The organism is Paraburkholderia nemoris (assembly GCF_905221015.1).
GTDB classification, from domain to species: domain Bacteria; phylum Pseudomonadota; class Gammaproteobacteria; order Burkholderiales; family Burkholderiaceae; genus Paraburkholderia; species Paraburkholderia nemoris.
In genome coordinates, this window is the sequence record NZ_CAJNBO010000011.1 from 109,254 (window position 1) to 131,054 (window position 21,801).

Below are 21,801 nucleotides of genomic sequence, written 5' to 3' on the forward strand. Positions count from 1 at the left end.
AGATAAAGGACATTATCAGATACAAAAGCGCGTTTGGGCCGCGGGATATTATCCGCGTTCCTCGAGTAACGGAGGCCGTTGAACCGCATATACGCTCTACTACATTGGTTCGGGACTTAAAGACTCGATTCGAGGCCTGCCGATGATCGGCGTCCCGCCGGCCGCCTCCCTAGGCTTTGAAACGTCATAGTCCGCACTCCACTCGACAGCAAAATTGATAGACGGCAATATAATCGTCTGAATGTGGCCCAGCGATGGCACGTCCGTGACCATTCCCAGTCCGTAGTAACGATCATTAGGCGGCAACGGTACAAGTCCTGGCGGCGTAGGCATAGCGGCGAAAGGAGCATTGGGGGGCGGCGGCATCCCCAGACCTCGCGGCGCAGACGCCGCACCCGACGGGAGCGAAACGCCCCCGCCCATCGCGGCCCCCATCGTAAGCAAACCAACCGGAGGGGGGAAAGCTGAGACAGCTGGCAACCACTGTTTTCCAGTTCGGGGAACCGAGTATCGAGAGAAAAAGAAAACCCGGCGCATCTCTTTACGCAAGAACACCGGAACCGAATAACTTGGTGTTTGAAACTCGATGTCGGTCACAGCGAAAGTGGGTAGGACGTAGGGCGGGTAACAATATGGCATAGCGATTCTGCCCACGTTGTCCCAAAACTCGCCAGCGTTCGCTAGTAATTCGTTTGCCATTGGCTGCAACTGCGCGGCCGTATCTGGATCGATATCGGAGACAAGGAAGTTCAACTCACTCGTCAACGCATCAATGTTTCTAAGTACCTTGACCCTAGACGACCCGACGCGGCCTTCGACATGCTCCCTAAGCATCGCGTCGCTTGTCACCAAGATAGCGGTGTCGACGCCATGCGCCGTGAGTTCGCCGCACAGTTGAATGAACGTCTCCGCAACTATCGCGTCCTTAAATCCCTTTTCGTTTTTATCATTCGGATCGAAAGGTGGAAGGCGCCATCCAGCCGCCTCGATTAGCGTAGCCCACGCAACTCTGTTGGGATCGCACTCGTAGACTCGTATGTTTAGCCTGTGCAGTTCCCGCTGCGCCAGCTGCGAAATTTCGGCGTTCACAGCATCAGAGTCGCCGACCCAGGTACTCGCAAAAAGGGATGGCATTTCCCTTGCCGCAGATACGATGTGCTTTGCCTGCTGCCGCAACTGGTATTCACGCTCTCGCCTAACCATGCTCGGGATCGACCAACTAATATTTAGCTGGGCGTGTAAGGGATCTTCGATCACTTTCACGATATTGGGGGAAAGAAACTGATCGCTGCGCCCGTCCACATAGAGCACATTGGTGTCGAGCATTATGTTCAGGCTTGGCTTAGTCGGGACGTTCATCTTTTTCTCGCAAACGGGCTCGCCGTAGTCTACCAGTGCCTTCGGAGCATCCGCCCTGGCGTTCGCGCGCGAAAATGCATCAATTTTTTACGATTGAAAAGGTAGCGCAAAGCTGCCACAGTGACCACTTCGAAGCCGCCGACGCAGTGCGTCAAAACTCGCGACACAAGCAACGGTCGCAGGCGGGGCGCGTACTGCAAAAAAGCCAAGCTACCCGGACGGGAGCGGACCACGACGGAGACTTGCCATCGGTCCCTGCCTGACCATGAATAGACCACCACAGTAAAGACACGGACCACCGAACCGGCTTTGTCTCTTGACAGCAGTAAGGATGGAACGTCGCACATGCGAAGTATCATCAATGACGCGAAGAGCAGCTACCGAACGCACGTCGTTAGGGGAGATTTGTGAGTCAATTCATAGCTGGCAAAACGAAACGGCGCATCCATCTCCTTCATTCTGGGCTTCCGGATTGTGCCTCGCCAATAGTTTCTCATGCAGACGGTCATCCTGACATTCTTGGCGTACACGGTACGGGTTTCTTCGCCAGGAAAGGTAGCTCAGTGATTTTCATCACCGCGCGGCACTGCCTTACACGCGATAACCAGGACGACGACGATCTATTAGAAGCCGCGAGCAGATTGCGCGTACCCTATGTTCTTCATGGCGGCAAAAAATCCGAACGCGATTTTTTACAATTCGATTCGGTTTACTCGTTTGAACACCAATCAATCGATATTCCGGGCACGTTTGTCGATTTTGTTATTCTGACGATAGCCGTTAAACCCGGGACGTGGCAAGATAAATGCCTGAGATCGAGGGCCGCAAAATTACCACCTACTGGGAATTGGCTGGACGAATTCGCCCGGACCAGAATATCTCAACAGACATTCCTTAACGGGGGAATTATTCAGCTGGTGACGGTTGGATATCCGCAGAATGGAACGCAAACAGAGATTAGTGCACCCGGTGAAGTTGTTACACAATCGGCCGTAGCATGTGGATCGCTCGGACCTGGAGTCTACCCGCACACCATGACCATGGCGGACATTACCTGGCAGGACGGCCTAAATGGTTTTAGTGGCTCGCCTGTATTCTTATCGTATAGAAATGAGGATGGCATTCAGTTCGCACTGGTAGGGATGCTTATCACCGGCGGCAATCGTCAAGGCCAGTTTATTCGGATTAGTCAAATTACTGGCTCCACATTCGACCCACCGCTCGATTTTGATTTGAGGGCTTAATATTTTTGAGGCGAATATTTAGATCATGGTTGAAAACAAGAAGCACCATCACGCCCCAAAATTCTATCCCGTTACGAGCTTTAATTATCGCAAATCCTGTCCGGAAAATGGTATTTGCGGCAGAAGCAGTGGAAAGACGATGGCCACGGTCGCTCGCTGATCTTTTGCCAGTTTGAACGGACGTTGGTCCGATGTCAGCCCGCGGCCATTCGCATAGTCCGAGGGGCATCTATCAACGCGGAGCAGCCGTCTGAACGTCCGGACGTGACGATGATCGAGTGAGGCATCGCGCCCGCGTCGAGTCGGCCGTATTGAGCAACAGCCATGCAGCGCGTATGCCCGAGCCAGCAGCCGCTAAAGCAAGTGCACCAACGACAATTTCCGGAGTCCACATGTCTAGCTTCCAATTGTGCCGTGATTCAACGGTGGGCCGCTCGCCGGTAGTATCGTGCGCCGATGTTGATCAGCCACACAGCCAGTCCGACGACGATCAAGCAGGCGAAGAAAATCACTACTCCGGCAAGATCGAACATATCGTCAGGGTTGTCGTAACTGCGAATGCCGAAGAGGTGCAGCACGAACCGTATTGAACCGGTCAGCCACGGCCATTCAACCGGCAGGTTAGCCACGTATCGGGCGAGTAGTACGCCCAGCAAAAGCGTGACCGCGGCGTTCGAAATATAGCGGGCGAGTTTCATTACTGTACGTCCACGTAACCATAGGCCTTAAGCGTGCTGCCGGGAATCGGCAGGGTAGCGCCCTGCTTATGCAGATAGTCGGCTAGTACGTTGAACTGGTCGGGATTAACGATCGTTATACATCCCTCTGATAACCCGCGCGGCCCCATGGGATGCAGACGGAAAGCACCGCGTTTGATGCCGTTGATTAGCGTCGTGTCTCCCGTGCCTTCACGCCACAGCATGAACCAGTGACGGCGATCAGCGCCATACACCGCCGCCGCCAGATCGCGAATCCATCCAGCACGTCCACCGCTTTGTCGATCAACGATGTAATACCTGCCTGGTGGCAACGGCCCGATATCTGGCTGTGCGACGGCCTTGGGATTATCGCGCCCGGTGGACGTACCTGAAAATGCGCTGAATAATCCGGCACCAGGGCAGGATAGGACCGATGTTTTTTGAGAGTTCAAACTGAATGTACATGCAGCAGGCATAAAAGCACTCGTTTTATCCGTAGCGATTTGCGCATGCTACCAAAGTCAGTTGACCACGCCCGCAGAAAGACGCACCACGCGATCAATGTAAAGCCACAGGTGAAACCGTATCAACCGTTATGCGGGCCTTTCGTTTTGCACGTCAGTGCTCGACAGGCGGGTATCGGAAGTCCTCCAATATTCGTTGCGTAGCTCAGCGTTATGCTTCAATGTTGCCTGTGAGGCGTGTCTGATAAAGCTTGGGATCAGTAACAGTCTCACGAAGCTCAGTGCGATATTGACTAAAGGGTTTTGTCTGCGCGCGACGAGCGATAGGCCAAGGGGCGAACCATGTCATTGCAAGAGACGAAGCTGCATTTGATTCAGTTGCTCGGCGATGCCGACAATAAAGTCATCGCGTTGTCGGGAAAGTGGGGAACGGGTAAAAGTCATCTGTGGCGAGACGTCAAAGAAAATTCTCAAGATCTTGCCGTGAAGAAGGCAATCTATGTTTCACTGTTCGGCATGAGTGACATGAATCAGCTCAAGCTCAAGGCAGTGCAAAGCGCGATTCCAAATGCCGAAGAGAACTCAGCAGCAATGGAGAACATTCGGACAGCACTCCGAGGCGCAAAGAAGGTCCTGGAAGCAGTGCATAAAGGTTTTGCTGCGCTCGATGAAGTGGCGTTGCTCGCAGTTCCGAGCTTGTTGAGCGGCAAGGTGATCGTCCTCGACGACATCGAGCGCAAACACGAGAAGCTCAGCATTGAGGAGGTGTTGGGTTTCATTGACGAGTTTACCCAACAGCATCGTGCGCGATTCGTTCTGATTCTTAACGATGACCAGCTTGCAAAACGCGAGGTTTGGGACACTCTTCGAGAGAAGGTGATTGATCAAGAAGTCCGCCTTCTCACTACTCCCGATGAGGCATTTGGTATTGCCGTCGGCCTGACGCCGTCCCACTACACAGATTGGATCAGGAAAGCGGCAAAAACCTGCGGAGTGAACAATATTCGCGTCGTCCGCAAGATAATCCGCGCAGTGAACCGCATACTTAACAACCGACAGCTCGAAGACGCGTTGCTCGTTCGCGTTGTTCCGTCGATCGTGCTGTTGGCAGCCATCAATTTCAAGGGCATCGAAAACGGCCCGGACTTTCAATTCGTCTTGGCGGGGGGGGCCGATTGGGAGGTGCTTTTGGCTGATAACAATGAGGAAGCTACTGACGAAGACAAGCGCAAAGCGAAATGGCGACTCCTTCTAAGCGAACTCGGGATCATGGAGTGTGACGAGTTTGAGACGCTGGTGGTCGATTTTCTAGAGTCGGGCCAGTTCGACACAGATGCAGTGTCAAAAATCGTTGAGCGCTATGCGACTGAGACAGATGTAATGCAGGCTCGGGAAAAGGCGCAAAAGTTCTTGGAACGGTTCATTTGGGACCACCGGCTCAGCGAGGCCGATTTGGTCGAGCAAGCCAAAGAGCTAGTCCCGGTCTCGAAGCATCTGGATCCTTATGTTGCCACTGACCTTCATTCGGCCCTATCGTCCTTGCCGAATGGTCAGGTTGTAAGCGAAGCGATAGTGCAAGGTTGGCTCGGTGAGTTCCGGACGCAACAACGCGATGACATCAACGACGAAAACCCATTCGGTAGACCACTTCATCCAGACATCAATGCAGAGTTCGCTGCTATCAAGTCGAAGGCTCAGGCGAAAGCAACGCTATTCGAGACTTCCAAGTCAATTGTGGAGCACAGCGGCTGGGGGACGCGTCAAGAACTTGTGATGAGGGGTGCCACCGCTGCCGATTTCGAGTCGACGATCAGAAGTCTAGACATTCAGGACTTGCGCTTTTTCATGCGCCATATGTTAGACATGCTGCTTAACAGGCAAGCATACGATGGCCACTTTGGCTCGGCTATGGACCGCTTCGTAGAAGCGTGCCGCAACATAGCGCTGAATCCCTCCTCAGGGCGACTGGGGGCGCTGATAAAGCGCCTGTTCAAAGATGCAAAACTGGCATCTGAAGTCGAACCACCTCTAACCTCGGTTACTACGCCTCCTGCCGTCGCGGCTGCGACTGCTGGTCAGGACGGTGCCTGAGGCTTATCGACTATGCGCGACCTGTACAAGCCATTTCATTGGCGGTTCTACGCGTTGCAGTAAATTGCGTGCAAGCGTTTAAATCGGCGGCGGAGTGTCCCCGTGCGCCGCGCTCCCTTCATCCGCCTGCCTAAGAAGCGCATGTATTTCCGCCAACGCCTTCCGACGCACCGTCAGGCGGTGCGACTGTCGCAGCATTATCCCGGTCATTATTCCGCCCCCAAACGCCATCACAAAGATTTGATAAGGGATTGTGCCGCGTCCTCCGCCAGTCCCAAAATTTGTGATTGTCACCATCCCGCCTACAAGCACGCTCACCGCCATAACCCCCAGTCCGACCATGCTAGTAAGTTTTCCTTGAACGTCAGAGATCAAAAAGGGCAATAGCTGTGGATGGCGTGTGTAGTAATCGACCGTTTTTTTTATTTGCAGACGTTCAGCTTCCGTCCAGTTTACCCGGATCGTTACAAGACGCCGCCATGCACCGTCCGCGAATCGGGACAAATAGACACCAACAAGGCCTACAAGAATCGCCACCACCACAACAGAGAACCACCATTCCGGAGAAGTAAGGTCTTCGATGATCTTTTGCATCGTTCTCTCGTTTTCTATTCGAATAGGTCAATTCTAAATGAGCACTACTACCGCGCCGTCATATCATCCGCGGTTTCGCGTGAATTTTTCCTACACTTCTCTGTAACATCGGCTACGGAATGAATCGCAAGCCATTGATTCTATTGATTGTTCCGGAGTCAAATCACCTCGCCCCGACCAATGAAATCAAGGCCATATGGATGCATGTCCATAAGGCCTTTTTCGTCTGGGGCGGATTTTTCGCCCACGTTTCCGCCCACGCGGACTCGCGGGAACAGAGCGGAATTGTCGGCATGCGAGGGGCCTACCGCTTTCTCCGCACACGGTCTCGTATGCCATAAAAAATACACCTTCCCTAACGCTCGATAGTCACACTATCGACAGTAGTATCACTCACACCAAAGTCTTTGGAATCCTCGTGCGTGGTGATAAAAAAGCCGAGCGCTTCGATGTAGTATCCCTTCGCTATGTCGCCGTTGAGCCTCTTGCAATCGAGTGGCCACGCATATCCATCGAGTCCCGCATTAACGACCTTCGCCTCGACATGCGATCCGATATGACAATTCAGTCCATATTTTATGGGCTCACCCTGACCAGGTACGTTGTGGCTTTCAGTCACGAACGATACTTCTCCGCCTTCTTTCCACGTATTTGCATTGACTGTCAGTGATTGCGCGACGTACACGGTCCTGCTTTCCGAACTCCGCATGTTCATCTTGGACTTGAGTTGAACCAGTCCAAGCATGTCGCGATCAACGAAGAAGTCAGAACTGTAGATTTCTCGAACTCGCTCCACATTGCCCGCTGTCGGCCGAATGTCGATCGCGATACGGGCCGTGGGTAGCTTGCTGCTCTTCGACGTTTCCACAATCCGCGCTGTCGTGAATGGCGGCCTGTCTGGAAGTATCGAATAGAAACTTTGGGCGGGCGCGATCACCGCGGGGGAAGCCGGTATGCTGTCGATGTCGACATCCGCGGAGACCGGCTGTTTGGCCCTGAGGGTCTCGCCGCCGATTCCGGTGTAGGTTTCCGGGTCAACGGGTTTGCCGCAAGCAACCGCCTTTATCGCGACTTCGTAGTCGTCTGTCGAATCGATAGGCGTCTCGGCGTCGTCGCGAGCGATCATGTTGTCGGTGACTGCGCCTTCGGGCGTAAAGTCATAGCCGACCGAAATTCGAAAATGACCGGTCTCGCAATTCACCGTGACGAATTCTCGCTTGGAGTCGTACGGTGCGTCATAGGGCGGATCGAACTGGATTTGAGGGTAGTCGTACCGCGTCCAGAACGACGTGTATTCGCCGGATTTGTTGATGCTGCGCGTATCGATCTGAATCAGTTTGTCGCCGCTGGAATGACCAATATTGACCAGTCGCTCCGGTTGCACCGGCAGGTGACATCCCCATTGAAGAATGGCTTCGCCATAGGCCGAGGCCGGCGCCGAGACGAATGGCATGGCTGCATAGTGCCCGAAACTTTTGCCGTACGACCGCTGAGGCGCGCGACCCCCGACAAGGACGTCTCCCCATGCCATGCGAAGCGCATGTTGCGAACAATCGAACTCGATGGGAGCTTCAAATTTCAACGGCCCTTGGGGCGAGTTGACCGTGCCGCGGTCAATCAGGTACACATGGGTTCCAATTCTGTGCACGGAATCGACGAGATAGTCGAGGTCACCTTTCGCCGTAATCGGCTGCCAGACTTCCGCCGCTACTGGGAGGCTTACAAGCGCCATGCATACGGCAACCATGCCAGGGACTCGGTGGCTGCTCATCGATCGAAAAAGAGGATTGGGATACAGGCTTAACGGCGCCCGAAAAGCCAATCTTTAGCCCCCCAAAAAAAGCATGCCTAAAGTCGTTAGCAGATCTGTCGTTAAAGACGTTGACCTACGCTTTCACGCGGACTTTCGAACGTCCACTCCGCTGGTACATCAGACGTTATAGCGCGGGGCATATCCCGTCCTTTCCCTACCGTTTTGTAGGATATCTACCCATCGGCGCTGTCAAAAGCTTGCGCGACAATCGTCTACAACACACTAGCCGGTCGGTCCGTCAAGATCATGCCTCGCTTTTTCCATTCGAAGATTGGCGGCATTCTCAGATTGCTTGCAATCCCGATGGCAATGCTCGCACCGCCGGTCTCGCAAACTCTTTCAGCCGATCAACGGTTCGATCTGACCGCAGGCGCTTTCTGTTCTGCGCGAAACGGTCCTGACTTCCAGTTACCCAACGAAGTACCCATCCAGCCGATCCGGCCCCTTCCGGCTGATGGCACGCATAAGGGAAGTGCGACGCAGGCCCGCTTCCCGACGGATAGAATCCTGAAAAATTTTTGACTACCATGAAGCTCCGCGCCCACAAACACTCTGTCGCATGGCTTGGCCTCATCGCCATGTGGCTTGTGGTTTTTGCGCCGCTCGTGAGTCAGCTGCTCGTTGCGTCCCGCGCCGATGTGCCCGTCAGTGCCATTTGTTCGGCAGTCGAAAGTGACGCTCCCACTGCACACCATACGTCCCAGGACAAGCTCGCGGCGTGTGGGTACTGCGATCTCCTCGCTCATCATGTAGCAGCGCTGAGCGTTCCTCCCGCCGGTTTCTTTGCAACGGTACTGTTAGCGGTTGCGCAAGTATCGGCGCCGCCCCCGTTTGTTCCTCACCCCGCCGCGTTTCCCTCTGGCCGGCCTCGCGCTCCTCCCGTCCTTTCCTAGTCGTTGTTTCCTGTCATCCGCAGCGTCAGCCTGCTTCGTAATCAGGCCGGCGCGGCAGTCTGTCGTCTGAGGAAAACACGCACGTCCTTCCACCCAAGGAGGGGGGTGACGCGCGCCCGCATCGAGCAGAGAGGAAATCATGTCTACCAACCAGAACGCGCTATTGCGCTGCACGCTGCCTTTTGTCGTGGCAGCGATTTTTCCCGCTGCGGCTTACGCGTGCGCCACTTGCGGCTGCTCCTTGAGCACCGATGCAGCGATGGGCTATTCCGCTGCCCCAGGCTGGCGAATCAATATCGAATACGACTTCATCAACCAGAACCAGTTGCGCAGCGGTACCGGTTCAGTTTCGAACACGCAGCCCGCCGGCATCAATGACGCCGGTGGCAGTCAGGAGGTGGAGCGCCAGACGATCAATCGATACATCAATCTCGGCATCAGCTATAGCCCCAGCGCGAGCTGGAATTTCAGTGCTCTCATTCCCTACATTTACCGTAGCCACACGACATACGGCAACGCGACGACGGACCAGCTCACTCCCGACAACGTGAGCGGCGCAACCAGCAAAGGCCTGGGAGATATCAAGCTGATCGCCAGCTATCAGGGTTTTCTGCCAACGCACAATCTTGGATTGCAGCTTGGTGTCAAGTTACCCACCGGCCGATACGGTGGTCAGAATGTCAATACAGGTGCAACCGTTGGGCACGATCCGGTGTTCTTCTCGAATGGCCCCAATGCGGCTGCGGGCCAGGCGCTCGACACCAGCTTGCAACCCGGCACCGGCAGTACTGACCTGATCGTAGGGGCCTACTATTACCAGGCGATCAGCCAGAATTTCGACGCGTTCATTAACGGGCAATTCCAGTCCGCAATCGTCGAAAATCTCGATCATGCCGGCGCGACGTACCGCCCCGGAAATCTGGCCAGTATGAGCGTCGGCCTGCGCTATGAGGCGAACCCGAAGTGGGTTCCGCAGTTGCAGATAAACGTTACCCGCAAGAGCCATGACCAGGGCACGCTCGCGGATACGGCGAACACAGCGGGAACGGTCGTTTATGTCAGCCCCGGCATCACTGTTAACGTATGGAAAAACCTGGAGATATATGGTTTCGTGCAGCGCGCGATATACAGCAAGCTCGACGGTTATCAGTTGTTTCCGCGCTGGACTGGTAACGTGGGGATGAGCTATGCGTTCTGACATTCCGCAAGCGCCACTGACGCATGAAGATCCTGCGTCCTCAACATTGACTGCGCGGCGGGCGTGGTTGCGTGCGGTGCTCGCATTGTCTCTGGCTGCAGGCGGGTTGGGCCGCCCCCTGGCGACCCACGCTGCCACGCTGGCCGTTGGTCACCCCGCTCCGCCGCTCGTCCTTCATACGCTGGATGGCCGAAGCATAAACAGTGCTGATCTGTTCGGCAAAGTGGTTATCCTGACGTTCTGGGCCACCTGGTGCGAACCATGCCGTGACGAATTGCCTCTGCTGTCCGCCTACGCCGCGCGCAACGCAGATCGGGGGCTGCAAGTGCTCGGGTTCAGCCTGGATGGAGCAGACGAACTGTCAACCGTTCGTGAGGTTGCCGCCGGCCTTAGCTTTCCGGTGGGGCTTCTGGGCAGCGCCTGGGCAGGCGACTACGGGCGCATGTGGCGCATTCCGGTGAGCTTCACGATTGGACGAACGGGTCTCCTCGCGGACAACGGATGGGACGACAAATATCCCGTTTGGACGTCCGAGCGCTTGCAACGCGTTGTCACGCCACTTCTGAGGCAATAGATGCGTAAATGACGGGTGCGGATTGTGGTGCGCGTCTGCTTTTGAGCAAAACGGATGGTCGGTGTGGAGCGCGAAGGAGCGTTCGCCCTTCCTGGCGGTGGACGTTCGCACGGCCCTGATTCGTGGTCCCACCAGTGACCACTACGGCTGATGACTTGCCGACCGGCCCGAAGGGATAAATGACCGCTGTACCCACAAAGCAGCCGAAGAAGTGACGCCTGGTCCAAGGGCCGGAGTGGGTCGTCGGACTCAGTTCGGGCCAGTTTCGGGCATTTACGCCGCAGCTCTCACTGACCGAAACGGTCCGACTTCGGACGGTTCGATGGGCATAGGGATAGTTCACAAGTCTGTGGATCGATGCTGAGAAGGCCGAGGGTTCCCGCTCATCATGTGATGAGTAATGCGATCGTCGGGTGTCCGAAGCACGAGCCGCTCCTGTGAAAGGAGCTCGAGATCGAGCAGGCCGGCGTCGACAAATGGATGATCCCTCGGCACGCACAGCATGCGCTGGTCACGCATGATGACGGGCCCGCTGCGCAGATCCGCCGGCGTCAGGCCATCCCCGGTCGCGACGATCATCATTAGCGGGGTAGGCTCGATGTACTGGATGTACGCGCCGGGCAATCGGAAATTACGATCAATGCGGCTGAAGATATCCGCGCTAGCCGATCGGGCCAGCCGTTCAGGCAAAAAATTATGGTCGTGTTGGGTCAGAGACGGGCCGTCCCCTCGAGACGGGTCGCAGGCGCCCGCTCAAGCCTTTACTTTCCCACCAACCTTCCCATCCGCCCCCAGCCCCTCCAACCCAAACGGCGTATCCCTCAACCTCTTCCCCGTCAACCTGAACACCGCATTAGCCACAGCCGGCGCCACTGAAGGACTCGACAACTCCCCAACGCCTCCAGGCTTAGCCGGATCCCCCTGCATAATCAAAATATCAACCTCCGGCATATCACGCATCCGCATCACGCGATACGTATCGAAGTTCTTCTGCTCCACCTGCCCATGCCGAATATCGATCCGATCCGCGGTCGCATGCCCTAACCCCCACATCAGCCCGCCATACAACTGTTCCTCAACCCCACCCGGCGACACAGCCAACCCGCAATCCGCCACACAGCTCAGCTTCTCAACCACAACCGCATCACCCTTCTTCACAACGCGTGCCACCACCGCAACATAGCTGCTGTATGCCTGATTCGTCGCCACACCCAACGCCGTCCCCGCAGGCAACGCCTTCCCCCACCCAGCCCGCTCCGCCGCCTCGCGCAACACCGCCTTATGCCGCGGGTCCTTCATATACGCAAGCCGAAACTCAATCGGATCGCGCCGCGCGGCATGCGCGGCCTCATCCATAAACGACTCCACCGCGAACACGTTCGGGATATAACTCACCGCGCGATACCAACCCGTCGGGACACCGGTCTCGTGACGTACCCAACCAATATCGACGTGCGGCGCATCGTAAGCGAACTCGTATTTGCTGATCGCTTCGGTGGTGCTGTAGTCCATCCGGTCCGGACGATCGAAATAACCCGGCTCCCACTGTTCCGGCGAAACGGGCATCACGGCACGCAACTGCAAAGTGGTGAGATTACCGTGCGCATCAAATGCGGCTTTAGCACGGTGATAACTCGCCGAGTGATAAAAGAGCGCACGCATTTCATCTTCGCGGCTGTTCATCAGCTTGACCGGCTTGCCGGCTTTCAACGCAAGCCATGTCACTTCGAACAACCAGTACTTCGATTCGCGCGAACCGAAGCTGCCACCCGACACAAGCTCATGCAACACAACGCGCTCAGCAGGAATCCCGCCGATCACCTCAGCCGCTTCCTGCACCGTGGAAGGCACTTGCAAACCGCCCCAGTACTCAATGCGACCATCCTTCGCCCAAGCAGTGACATTGATCGGCTCAAGCGCGTTTTGCGCCTTATAGGGCATCGAATACGACGCCTCGATCACACGCGCACCATGTGGCCATGCAGTCTTCGCGTCGCCGGTTTGAATCGTCGGCACAACATGCGCAACAGGATCGTCAAGCCAGGCAGCCTGACGTGCGGCGAGCGTACTGCTGTCGAAGGTTTCCAGCGGACTGTCTTCCCACTCAACCTTCAGCGCCGCCTGGCCTTGATGCGCCGACCAATAATCATCGGCCAACACAGCAACGCCCGCCTGATTGCCGCCAAGCAGGTCGGGACGACCAGGAATCTGCAACACCTGCCGCACGCCCGGCACGGCCAATGCGGCTTTAGCATCGACGCTCCGCACACGCGCATCGATCACCGGCGCACGCGTGACAACTGCCACCAGCATGTCCGGCAACGACACATCGATGCTGTACGGAAACGCCCCTCTCGCTTTCAGATCGGCGCCACGCTTCTTCTGCAGCTTGCCGATGTACTTGAACTGCGACGGGTCTTTCAACGCGACGTCTTTCGGCGCGGGCAATTGCGCAGCTACGCTCGCCAACGATCCATAGTTCGCGCGCTTGCCACTTGCCTTATCGATAACGAAGCCGTTTTCCGTCGTGCACGCGGACGGCGTCACATTCCATTGTTTCGCCGCGGCTTCGATCAACATGGCACGCGCGGTTGCCCCCGCACGCCGCAAGCGATCGTATTCAAGCGAGACGCTGGTACTGCCACCTGTCGAGAACACTTTCCACAATGGATGAATGTAGTCCCCGTAAAACGGATTCTCCGGCGTGATCACCTCCACGCGAAACGGATCGACATCGAGTTCCTCGGCGACAACCGCAGCCAACGCGGTACGCGTCCCCGTGCCCGAGTCGTGCTTATGGACCACGAGTTTGATCGTGTCGTCAGGCAGTACGCGCACCCATGCGTTCGGTTCGAACTCGCCTGCCTGCGGTTTAGGATCGCCGCTTACGTTGGCGTCTTTCGCGAAAGCCCCGGGCAGTTGAAAACCGATCGCTAGGCCCGAAGCCAACAACGCCGAACTCTGTTTGATGAAACGTCGACGCGCCGCGCCGTGTGCGCCGTTCAGTGCTTGCTTGTCGTTGCGCATTCAAGCCTCCTCTTTCGTGGAGGTGCAGACGGAAGCGCAGATGGACTCGCCCCACGTGACCGATGCGAGCGCCGAATCACCGGAAGCGGCGCGTTTGATCGCCTTGCGAATGCGCGAATAGGTCCCGCAGCGGCAGATGTTGCCGGACATGGCCGTCGCGATGGTTTCATCGTTGACCGTCGGCTTGTCCTTCAGAAACGAGGCCGCCTGCATCAACTGACCAGACTGACAGTAGCCGCACTGCGGCACATCTTCCGTCACCCACGCGAGTTGCAGCGGATGCCTGCCGTCTTTCGACAGACCTTCGATTGTCGTGATGCGTTTTCCCGCCACCGCGGCAATCGGCAACAAACAGGAACGCACGGCCTCGCCTTCCAGATGCACCGTACACGCCCCGCAAAAGCCGCCGCCGCAGCCAAATTTCGTCCCGGTCAATTTGAGCCGGTCGCGCAACACCCACAACAGGGGCATGTCTTCCGGTACATTGTCGAGCGAGTGCCGCGTGTCGTTGACCACGATCTCGATCATGCGCTGTCTCCTGAATGGTGTTGTGCAGCGCGGCGCGTGATTCAAAGGGTCCGCGTGCTTGCGGCCATTATTGAAAGCCGTTAAGCACAACGCCAGCGACGATTTCTTCCATCATCGGTAAGTCCGGCTAACACCCATGTTGAAACGCTACCCTTCCATTCAGTCGATGCAGGCCTTTCTGCAAGCGGCACGCGTCGGCAGCTTTTCGAGCGCGGCGCGCCAGTTGTCGCTCACACATAGCGCGATCAGCCAGCAGATCCGCACGCTCGAGGAGTTCGTCGGGCAGCCCTTGTTCGTGCGCGAAAGCGGCCGCGTGGTGCTGACGGATGCGGGCGTACTGTTTGCGAATCAACTGGCGGATGGCTTCGAGCAGATCGATCGCGCGTTGTCGTCAGTGAAAGAACGCACGGTCAAGCAGTCGATCACGCTCGACGTCGATCCCGAACTCGCGCAGAGCTGGCTGGTCACGCGCTTGCCTGCTTTACTCGATGCGTTGACCGGCACGTCGTTGACGGTACTGTCCACGCCGCGGCATGAACGTAGCGCGTTTGAGCGCATCGATATTGCGTTGCGGTATGGGTATGGAGAATGGGAAGGTTTCGAGAACGCGCTGATTTGCGGCGATCGGTTGACTGCCATGGCCTCGCCCGCGCTTCTTGAAGCGCGCGGGCTGAGTCTGCCGCTCACGCCCGAACAGGTGCTCGATTTGCCCTTGCTCGGCTATACGAAACGCTCGTGGATTCCGTGGCTTTCCGCGGCAGGTATGCCCGAGGTCGAACCGGATGCAGTCGCCGTGTTCGACAATGCCGCCGGACTGATTGCAGCGGCCAGCGCAGGCGTGGGCGCGGGTTTAGCGCGTGGCCTGCTCGCAGCGGATGCAAAACGCGAGGGGCGTCTGGTCGAACTCACTCAAGTTGAAATTCCGACGCATTACAACCTGTATGCCGTATGGCCCCGCGAGAAAGCGGCGCGCGTTGCGCCCCTGATCGACGTGATTCGCGAGTTGGTCGCGCAAACGGTCAGCCCATGCTAGCAGCCACCTCGCGCACCGTATCGAGAAACAACGACAACACCGGCGACGGATCCTCAGCCCGATAGCGCGCATGCAGCGACACCTCGGGACGCGGCGCAGCCAGCGGCACGAACGCGACACCACCGGTCGTCAATTGCCGTGCCGACGAAGGCAGCAACGCCACGCCCAGCCCTTCGCGCACGAGACACAGCAGCGTATGCACCTCGACCACCTCCTGATCGATCTGCGGTGTAAACCCTGCCTCGACGCAACAGTCCTGCAGAAAGCGCGCGAGCTGCGACTGCTGCAAACCGAACGACACAAAGCGCTCCGCCTCCAACTCGCGCAACGCGATCTCCTCACGCGCGGCAAGCCTGTGCCCTGACGGCAGCGCCACCACCGCCGATTCGCGCATCACCACTTCACTACGAATCTCCGGGTCCTCATGCGATACCCGGAAGAAGCACACATCCAGGCGCCGCTCCTTGAGCGCGAGAATCTGCGCGGCAGGTGTCATTTCATGCAGCGTCCACTGCACTTGCGGATGCTTCTCCGCAAATACCCGCAGTGCGCGCGGAATCGGATCGACCATCGCCGAGCTAATGATGCCGATCTCGAGACTTCCCACTTCGCCGCGCCCCGCGCAACGCGTCAGGTCGATCGCGCGTTCAAACTGCGCGAAGATCAGCGGCACCTGCTCTTTAAGTGTTTTCCCTGCATCGGTGAGTTCGACACGGTGTTGCGAGCGCGTGAACAACGCGGTGCCCATCTCTTCTTCAAGGATGCGAATCTGCTGACTCAAAGGCGGCTGCGAAATGTGCAGCCGTGCGGCTGCCCGGCCGAAATGCAGTTCGTCGGCAAGTACCGCGAAGTAACGCAACAGCCGGATGTCCATATCGAGAACGTATCAAGATCGTGGTTAAAAAATATTGTACAGAGCGTTTTTATCTTGTGAGACTGCATCGCAAGCAGCAGTGCACATCAGTGTGACACTCGATGCCGGCGAGGGGAAGGCGCACAAAAATGGCGCCTTGCAAAGGGCCGCATGGGCAAGCCTGTCTGGGCTCCGTTCCATCGATGCGCCTGCCCGCGATCCGGCAACTGGATACACCAGTTCCTCTCAAGGAGATCGAGTACATGATCATCGACACCAGCTGTTACCCGACCAATCTGGTCGACCTCGCCTGGCGCCACGACGGCGAGCCATTTACCGGTGAGCGTCTGATCGCAACGATGGACGGCCCGTACCTCATCAACGGCAAGCCGCGCCGCATCGACAAGGCCTTCATTCAACCGCCGCAAGGCAACACCATTTATACGTGGACCGACGGCAATCGTTCGGGCCGCGAATCGATCGACGATTACATGGCGTACACCGTCGAAATGACGCAAAAGTACCCGGACCGTCTGATCGGTTGCTTCGTGTACAACCCGCGTTGCGGTCCAGAGAACGGCGCCGAAGCGATCGAGTTCTATGCGAAGGAACACGGCTTCAAGATGGTGCAGTTGCAGGCCAACATGCATGCATACCGTCCCGACCGAGCGCTCGACTGGCTGCGTCCTGCATTGCGTAAATGCGCGGACCTCGGCCTGCTCGTGAAGCTGCACACCGGCGACGGTCCCTACAGCATTCCAAGCGAGTGGTATCCGCTGATCCGCGAATTCCCGTCGGTGAATTTCATCATGGCGCACTTTGGCGTGCAGACGGGTGGCGTGTATTGCTTCGAGCCGTATCAAATGGCGCTCGATACGCCGAACGTGTACTGCGAATCGAGCTGGTGCCTGCAATCGCGAATTGTCGAATTCGCGAAGGTGCTGCCGACGCACAAGATTCTCTACGGCTCGGACACGCCGCCGAATGAACCAGGCATGTGGCTGCGTTTGCTCGAAGTGTTGTGCCACGAGCCGCCGCAAGGCCTGAATCTCGACGAAGACACGCTCGAGGATTACCTCGGCAACAACCTCGCCCGCATGATCGGCATCGAACCGAGTGCGCCTCCGAGGAGCGTCGAGGAAGCGCAAGCCTATCTGAAACACCATGCCGGCACTTCGCAGAAGCACGCCGCTCAGGCATCTCAAACAGCCTACGCAGGAGCCCGCTGATGATCATCGATACCCATCTGCACCCGACCAATCTCGTCGACGAAGCGTGGCGCCACACCGGCGAACCGTTCACCGGTGAACGCCTGCTAAAGATGATGGACGGTCCGTACATCATCAACGGCAAGCCGCGCCGTATCGACATGGGCTTCATTCAGCCGCCGCCTGGCAACACCGGCTATCGCGACGGCAATCGCCGCGGCCGTGAAGGCATTCGCGACTACATGTCGTATATCGCCGAGTTGACGCAAAAGTACCCGGATCGCTTTATCGGCAACTTTACGTACAACCCGCGTTGGGGTCCGGAGAACGGCGCCGCCGAACTCGAATTCCACGTGAAAGAGTACGGCTTCAAGATGCTCAAGCTGCACGCGAACATGCACGGCTATCGCCCGGATCGTGCGCTCGACTGGCTGCGCCCGGCGATGAAGAAGTGCGCGGAGCTCGGCGTGGTGGTGCTGATTCACACCGGCGACGGCCCGTACACGATTCCGACGCAGTTCTATCCGATCATCCGCGAATTCCCGATGGTGAATTTCATCATCGGTCACTTCGGGATCCAAACGGGCGGCAATTACTCGTTCGAATCGTTCTGGATGGCGATGGATACGCCAAACGTGTATTGCGAATCGGGCTGGTGCTATCAGTCGCGCATCGTCGAATTCGCTCGTGAGCTGCCGCGCAACAAGATCGTTTTCGGTACCGATTCGCCGCCGAACGAGCCGGGTATGTGGCTGCGCGAGCTCGAAATGCTGTGCGGTCCGGCGCCGCAAGGCATGGATCTGGATGAAGACGGTCTCGAAGACTATATGGGCAACAACATCGCCCGCCTGGTCGGCATCGAACCGACCAAGCCGCCTAAAGATCTGGCCGAAGCTGAGAAGCGTTTGAAGGCGACTTACGTGAATGACGTAACGCAGCCTGCTTAACGCGTTTAGCGCTTGCTGCAGGGCAGGTGCGGCCAACGGTTGGTGCCGCGCCTGCCTCCCCCGACAGTCCGCTTTCGTTATCGCTTTCGACGGAGTTCACTATGGCGGATAACCTCTTCCGCGCCACGCAGGATTTTCATCGCGTTGCCCTTGCGTATCGCGAGCAGTTTCCCGACGATGTATTGACCATCAAGCAGCCGGTGGCCGCGGATCAGGACGTCACGGCTATCGTGGCCGAACTGGCCGCACGCGGACGGCATGACATGTTGATCTGCGAAAAGGTCGACGGCATTGCGACACCGCTGGTCACCAATTTCTTTGCTTCACGTACCCGCATTGGGCGCTTATTCGACGTCGCTGCGTCGGGCTTATTCGACGCCTACCAACAACGTGCGAATGCCCCTATCGCGCCGGTTTTCGTTCCGACCGGTCCGGTTCTCGATCAGGTTGTCGAAGGCGACGCCGTCGATCTCGCGCAACTGCCGATGATCCGCCACTTCGACACCGATCGCGGCCCGTACATCACCAACGCGGTGATCGTTGCCGAAGATCCGGTGACGGGCGTCGCGAATCTCAGCTATCACCGTTCGATGCGGCATGCCCGCAATGCGCTCGCCACCAGCCTGCATTCACGCGGCCACCTCTGGCGCATGCTGCAAACCGCTCAAGCGCGCGGTGACACGTTGAAAGTCGCGATGGTGATCGGTGCGCATCCGTTGTTCATGCTGGCCGCCGCGGCGCGCGTGCCCTTCGGTACGGACGAGCGAGCGATTGCAGGGGGATTATTCGGCGCGCCGCTGGAGTTGGTACGCACGCCGCGTTACGGCATCGGCGTTCCCGCTTCCGCTGAGTTTGTCCTTGAAGGCACGATCGATCCGGACGCTCACGCAGAAGAAGGTCCGTTCGGCGAATTCACCGGCTATTCGTCGGACCGCTCCACCAACAACGTGCTGCGCGTCGACACGATGATGCGGCGCAACGATGCATGGCTCGTCGATGTTGTCGGCGGCCCTTACGCCGAACACCTGACGCTGGCCCGCTTGCCGCGCGAAGCGGAAATGAGCGAGAAGTTGAAGGCGCGCTTTCCTTCCGTCACCGCGCTGCACTATCCGAACTCGGGCACGCACTTCCACTGCTACGTCGCGCTGAATCAGACACGCGACGGCGAAGCGCGCCAGATCATGCTCGCGCTGCTCGGCTGGGACCCGTATCTGAAGAACGTGGTGGCGGTGGATAGCGATATCGACATCACCAACGATTCGCAAGTGCTGTGGGCCATCGCCACGCATTTCCAGCCGCATCAGGACGTGTTTATCGTCGATGGCTTACCGGGTAGTCCGCTCGATCCTTCATCTTCCGCGGCGGGCACCACCTCGCGCATGGGCATCGACGCGACACGCGGTTCCCACTTCGACGGCATTCGCGCGAAGATCAGCGAGCAGGCGTCACAACAAGCGGTTGAGATTCTGGCTCGCGCCGCCATCGGAGCACGGCAATGACCCCGCGGCGACTCGTAGTCGGCATCAGCGGCGCGTCCGGTTTCACATACGGCGTGCGTATGCTGCAGCTGCTGCGCGATCTCGACATCGAAACACATCTGACCGTCTCGCGCAGCGCCCTGCTGACGATGACGCATGAAACCGACTACAAGTTCGCCGAAGTCAGCGCCCTCGCCAGCTTCACCTACCGATGCGACGATATGGCCGCGGCCATTTCCAGCGGCTCGTTCCGCTCGCTGGGCATGATCGTCGCGCCCTGTTCGATGAAGACGCTTGCCGAAATTGCCAGCGGCATGTCGTCGAGCCTGATCTCGCGCGCCGCCGACGTCACGTTGAAAGAGCGCCGCCCCTTGGTGCTGCTGGCGCGTGAAACCCCCTACACATTGGCGCATCTGCGCAACATGATCGCCGTCACTGAAATGGGCGCGATCGTCGCGCCACCTGTGCCAGCGTTCTACGCGCGCCCTGTTTCGCTCGACCAGATGATCGACCACACGCTTGGCCGCGTGCTCGATCTGTTCGGTCTCGAAGCGGGCACCGTCAAACGCTGGCGAGATGGCGACACAGAAGCCGCGCTACATGAAGCGGCACAAGCACCTCATATCGCCTGACAAGCCGAACCGCACCAACCGTAGTACGAACGAAGAAACGGAGACGAGCCATGAATCACATTCACACCACCCACAATGAAATCGAGAAAATCCCTGTCACGGTGCTGACCGGCTTTCTCGGCGCCGGCAAAACGACGCTGCTCAATTACATCCTGCGCGAGAAGCACGGGCGCAAGATCGCGGTGATCGAAAACGAGTTCGGCGAGATCGGTATCGACGGTGGTCTCGTGCTCGAATCGACCGAAGAGATCTACGAGATGACGAACGGTTGCGTGTGCTGCGTCGGCGCGGTGCGTGAAGACCTGGTGCGGATCGTACGCATGCTGGTGGAAAGACCTGACCGGCTCGATCACATCATCGTCGAAACGAGTGGACTCGCCGATCCGTATCCCGTCGCACAGACTTTCTTCCTTGACGACCCGATCGCGAAACAGGTGACGTTGGATGCGGTTGTCACGATGGTGGATGCGAAGCATATCGCCGCGCACCTGGACGATCTGGTACTCGACGGCAGCGACAACCAGGCGGTCGATCAGATCGTCTGCGCGGACCGCATCGTGATCAACAAGGTCGATCTGGTGACCGCAGAACATATCGCTTCACTGACGCAACGCATTCGCGGATTGAACGCCACCGCAGAGATCGTCGAATCGAGCTACGCCCAGATCGATCTCGACAAGATTCTCGGCGTCGGTGCGAACGAGTTTTCGCAGATTCTCGTGGAAACGGATGGCTTGCATGAAGAAGCGCACACCCACGCGCACGAACACGAGGATCACCACGACGCGCACGAAGCCCATCCCGATCATGAACATGCCCATCATGACGACGATCACGCCGACCACCAGCACGACGAAAGCGTGTCCTCGGTGGGAATCGAAATCGATGCGGACATCGATCTTGACGCGCTGCAAGTCTGGCTCACCGAACTACGTCAGTCCGACGCCACCAACCTGTTCCGTATGAAAGGCATTCTCGCTTTGCAAGGCCAATCGCACCGCTATGTGCTGCAAGGCGTGCACAACGTCATCGAACTTCGCGCGGCGCAGGTGTGGGGCACTGAACCACGCTCATGCCGCATTGTATTCATCGGACGCGATCTCGATCGCGCCGCGCTGACCGACCGCTTCCATGCCTGTCTTGCCGTGCCGGTTGCGGCCTGACGGG

At 57.7% G+C, this 21,801-nt stretch carries 20 protein-coding genes; 11 read left to right on the forward strand and 9 right to left on the reverse strand.

Features of this window, described 5'->3' with window-relative positions; genetic code table 11:
* Positions 1-99 precede the first annotated feature (99 nt).
* A complete protein-coding gene (locus KHO33_RS18500; protein WP_200560990.1) occupies positions 100-1,359 on the reverse strand; it encodes a PIN domain-containing protein in 1,260 nt (419 codons plus the stop codon).
* Positions 1,360-1,922: 563 nt separating this feature from the next.
* On the opposite strand from KHO33_RS18500, the gene KHO33_RS18505 reads away from it, so the two are divergent.
* Positions 1,923-2,603 carry a hypothetical protein gene (locus tag KHO33_RS18505; protein WP_200560992.1) on the forward strand — a complete coding sequence of 227 codons (681 nt, stop codon included), beginning with the start codon at positions 1,923-1,925 and terminating at the stop codon, positions 2,601-2,603.
* Between the two features lie 419 nt (positions 2,604-3,022).
* Here the strand turns inward: KHO33_RS18505 and KHO33_RS18510 are convergent, their stop codons facing one another.
* Both KHO33_RS18510 and KHO33_RS18515 read right to left on the reverse strand, forming a co-directional pair.
* The gene (locus KHO33_RS18510; protein ID WP_200560994.1) at positions 3,023-3,301 is read right to left on the reverse strand and encodes a hypothetical protein; all 279 of its coding nucleotides are present in this window, start codon (positions 3,299-3,301) and stop codon (positions 3,023-3,025) included.
* Positions 3,301-3,777, reverse strand: coding sequence for a DUF2778 domain-containing protein (locus tag KHO33_RS18515; protein WP_200560996.1), 477 nt, complete (start codon positions 3,775-3,777; stop codon positions 3,301-3,303). The genes KHO33_RS18510 and KHO33_RS18515 overlap by 1 nt, the downstream gene beginning before the upstream one ends.
* Before the next feature lie 330 nt (positions 3,778-4,107).
* On the opposite strand from KHO33_RS18515, the gene KHO33_RS18520 reads away from it, so the two are divergent.
* Positions 4,108-5,856, forward strand: a complete 1,749-nt coding sequence (locus KHO33_RS18520) for a P-loop NTPase fold protein (RefSeq protein ID WP_200560998.1) — start codon at positions 4,108-4,110, stop codon at positions 5,854-5,856.
* 78 nt (positions 5,857-5,934) lie between these two features.
* Here the strand turns inward: KHO33_RS18520 and KHO33_RS18525 are convergent, their stop codons facing one another.
* Both KHO33_RS18525 and KHO33_RS18530 read right to left on the reverse strand, forming a co-directional pair.
* Positions 5,935-6,450 carry a hypothetical protein gene (locus KHO33_RS18525; protein ID WP_200561000.1) on the reverse strand — a complete coding sequence of 172 codons (516 nt, stop codon included), beginning with the start codon at positions 6,448-6,450 and terminating at the stop codon, positions 5,935-5,937.
* A gap of 355 nt (positions 6,451-6,805) precedes the next feature.
* On the reverse strand, positions 6,806-8,197 hold the full coding sequence (locus KHO33_RS18530; RefSeq protein WP_200561002.1) for a surface-adhesin E family protein: 1,392 nt from the start codon (positions 8,195-8,197) through the stop codon (positions 6,806-6,808).
* Positions 8,198-8,790: 593 nt separating this feature from the next.
* Between KHO33_RS18530 and KHO33_RS18535 the strand changes: the two genes are divergently transcribed.
* The 3 genes from KHO33_RS18535 to KHO33_RS18545 all read left to right on the forward strand — a co-directional run bounded on the left by KHO33_RS18535 (position 8,791) and on the right by KHO33_RS18545 (position 10,928).
* Positions 8,791-9,156 (forward strand): DUF2946 domain-containing protein, encoded by a 366-nt coding sequence (locus KHO33_RS18535; RefSeq protein WP_200561004.1) that lies wholly within the window; start codon positions 8,791-8,793, stop codon positions 9,154-9,156.
* Between the two features lie 139 nt (positions 9,157-9,295).
* Complete coding sequence (locus KHO33_RS18540) at positions 9,296-10,354, forward strand: transporter (protein WP_200561006.1); 1,059 nt, start codon at positions 9,296-9,298, stop codon at positions 10,352-10,354.
* The gene (locus KHO33_RS18545) at positions 10,344-10,928 is read left to right on the forward strand and encodes a TlpA disulfide reductase family protein (RefSeq protein WP_128576004.1); all 585 of its coding nucleotides are present in this window, start codon (positions 10,344-10,346) and stop codon (positions 10,926-10,928) included. The genes KHO33_RS18540 and KHO33_RS18545 overlap by 11 nt, the downstream gene beginning before the upstream one ends.
* Positions 10,929-11,267: 339 nt before the next feature.
* On the opposite strand, the gene KHO33_RS42140 is transcribed toward KHO33_RS18545, so the two are convergent.
* The 3 genes from KHO33_RS42140 to KHO33_RS18560 form a co-directional block, all read right to left on the reverse strand.
* The gene (locus KHO33_RS42140) at positions 11,268-11,618 is read right to left on the reverse strand and encodes a substrate-binding domain-containing protein (protein ID WP_234480335.1); all 351 of its coding nucleotides are present in this window, start codon (positions 11,616-11,618) and stop codon (positions 11,268-11,270) included.
* Between the two features lie 63 nt (positions 11,619-11,681).
* Complete coding sequence (locus KHO33_RS18555) at positions 11,682-13,955, reverse strand: xanthine dehydrogenase family protein molybdopterin-binding subunit (RefSeq protein ID WP_200561008.1); 2,274 nt, start codon at positions 13,953-13,955, stop codon at positions 11,682-11,684.
* On the reverse strand, positions 13,956-14,483 hold the full coding sequence (locus KHO33_RS18560) for a (2Fe-2S)-binding protein (RefSeq protein WP_054033982.1): 528 nt from the start codon (positions 14,481-14,483) through the stop codon (positions 13,956-13,958).
* A gap of 136 nt (positions 14,484-14,619) precedes the next feature.
* On the opposite strand from KHO33_RS18560, the gene KHO33_RS18565 reads away from it, so the two are divergent.
* Positions 14,620-15,516 (forward strand): LysR substrate-binding domain-containing protein, encoded by an 897-nt coding sequence (locus tag KHO33_RS18565; protein WP_200561010.1) that lies wholly within the window; start codon positions 14,620-14,622, stop codon positions 15,514-15,516.
* Here KHO33_RS18565 and KHO33_RS18570 read toward each other — a convergent pair.
* Positions 15,503-16,390, reverse strand: coding sequence for a LysR substrate-binding domain-containing protein (locus tag KHO33_RS18570; protein ID WP_054033984.1), 888 nt, complete (start codon positions 16,388-16,390; stop codon positions 15,503-15,505). The genes KHO33_RS18565 and KHO33_RS18570 overlap by 14 nt on opposite strands.
* A 242-nt stretch (positions 16,391-16,632) precedes the next feature.
* Here KHO33_RS18570 and KHO33_RS18575 point away from each other — a divergent pair, with 242 nt between their 5' ends.
* The 5 genes from KHO33_RS18575 (at position 16,633) to KHO33_RS18595 (ending at position 21,797) form a co-directional block, all read left to right on the forward strand.
* On the forward strand, positions 16,633-17,598 hold the full coding sequence (locus tag KHO33_RS18575) for an amidohydrolase family protein (RefSeq protein ID WP_054034264.1): 966 nt from the start codon (positions 16,633-16,635) through the stop codon (positions 17,596-17,598).
* Positions 17,598-18,524, forward strand: a complete 927-nt coding sequence (locus KHO33_RS18580) for an amidohydrolase family protein (RefSeq protein WP_054033985.1) — start codon at positions 17,598-17,600, stop codon at positions 18,522-18,524. The genes KHO33_RS18575 and KHO33_RS18580 overlap by 1 nt, the downstream gene beginning before the upstream one ends.
* Positions 18,525-18,625: 101 nt before the next feature.
* On the forward strand, positions 18,626-20,023 hold the full coding sequence (locus tag KHO33_RS18585) for a UbiD family decarboxylase (RefSeq protein ID WP_054033987.1): 1,398 nt from the start codon (positions 18,626-18,628) through the stop codon (positions 20,021-20,023).
* Complete coding sequence (locus KHO33_RS18590; RefSeq protein WP_054033989.1) at positions 20,020-20,634, forward strand: UbiX family flavin prenyltransferase; 615 nt, start codon at positions 20,020-20,022, stop codon at positions 20,632-20,634. Before KHO33_RS18585 ends, KHO33_RS18590 begins: the two co-directional genes overlap by 4 nt.
* A gap of 50 nt (positions 20,635-20,684) precedes the next feature.
* Positions 20,685-21,797: a CobW family GTP-binding protein gene (locus KHO33_RS18595; protein WP_054033991.1), complete on the forward strand. Its 1,113-nt coding sequence runs from the start codon at positions 20,685-20,687 to the stop codon at positions 21,795-21,797.
* The last annotated feature ends 4 nt before the right edge of the window (positions 21,798-21,801 follow it).

What these genes read in the sequence shown, in the direction of transcription:
- KHO33_RS18500 (WP_200560990.1), bottom strand. Translation starts at nt 1,359, where the DNA reads ATGAACGTCCCGACTAAGCCAAGCCTGAACATAATGCTCGACACCAAT.
- KHO33_RS18510 (WP_200560994.1), bottom strand. Translation starts at nt 3,301, where the DNA reads ATGAAACTCGCCCGCTATATTTCGAACGCCGCGGTCACGCTTTTGCTG.
- KHO33_RS18515 (WP_200560996.1), bottom strand. Translation starts at nt 3,777, where the DNA reads ATGCCTGCTGCATGTACATTCAGTTTGAACTCTCAAAAAACATCGGTC.
- KHO33_RS18520 (WP_200560998.1), top strand. Translation starts at nt 4,108, where the DNA reads ATGTCATTGCAAGAGACGAAGCTGCATTTGATTCAGTTGCTCGGCGAT.
- KHO33_RS18525 (WP_200561000.1), bottom strand. Translation starts at nt 6,450, where the DNA reads ATGCAAAAGATCATCGAAGACCTTACTTCTCCGGAATGGTGGTTCTCT.
- KHO33_RS18530 (WP_200561002.1), bottom strand. Translation starts at nt 8,197, where the DNA reads ATGGTTGCCGTATGCATGGCGCTTGTAAGCCTCCCAGTAGCGGCGGAA.
- KHO33_RS18535 (WP_200561004.1), top strand. Translation starts at nt 8,791, where the DNA reads ATGAAGCTCCGCGCCCACAAACACTCTGTCGCATGGCTTGGCCTCATC.
- KHO33_RS18540 (WP_200561006.1), top strand. Translation starts at nt 9,296, where the DNA reads ATGTCTACCAACCAGAACGCGCTATTGCGCTGCACGCTGCCTTTTGTC.
- KHO33_RS18545 (WP_128576004.1), top strand. Translation starts at nt 10,344, where the DNA reads ATGCGTTCTGACATTCCGCAAGCGCCACTGACGCATGAAGATCCTGCG.
- KHO33_RS18555 (WP_200561008.1), bottom strand. Translation starts at nt 13,955, where the DNA reads ATGCGCAACGACAAGCAAGCACTGAACGGCGCACACGGCGCGGCGCGT.
- KHO33_RS18560 (WP_054033982.1), bottom strand. Translation starts at nt 14,483, where the DNA reads ATGATCGAGATCGTGGTCAACGACACGCGGCACTCGCTCGACAATGTA.
- KHO33_RS18565 (WP_200561010.1), top strand. Translation starts at nt 14,620, where the DNA reads ATGTTGAAACGCTACCCTTCCATTCAGTCGATGCAGGCCTTTCTGCAA.
- KHO33_RS18570 (WP_054033984.1), bottom strand. Translation starts at nt 16,390, where the DNA reads ATGGACATCCGGCTGTTGCGTTACTTCGCGGTACTTGCCGACGAACTG.
- KHO33_RS18575 (WP_054034264.1), top strand. Translation starts at nt 16,633, where the DNA reads ATGATCATCGACACCAGCTGTTACCCGACCAATCTGGTCGACCTCGCC.
- KHO33_RS18580 (WP_054033985.1), top strand. Translation starts at nt 17,598, where the DNA reads ATGATCATCGATACCCATCTGCACCCGACCAATCTCGTCGACGAAGCG.
- KHO33_RS18585 (WP_054033987.1), top strand. Translation starts at nt 18,626, where the DNA reads ATGGCGGATAACCTCTTCCGCGCCACGCAGGATTTTCATCGCGTTGCC.
- KHO33_RS18590 (WP_054033989.1), top strand. Translation starts at nt 20,020, where the DNA reads ATGACCCCGCGGCGACTCGTAGTCGGCATCAGCGGCGCGTCCGGTTTC.
- KHO33_RS18595 (WP_054033991.1), top strand. Translation starts at nt 20,685, where the DNA reads ATGAATCACATTCACACCACCCACAATGAAATCGAGAAAATCCCTGTC.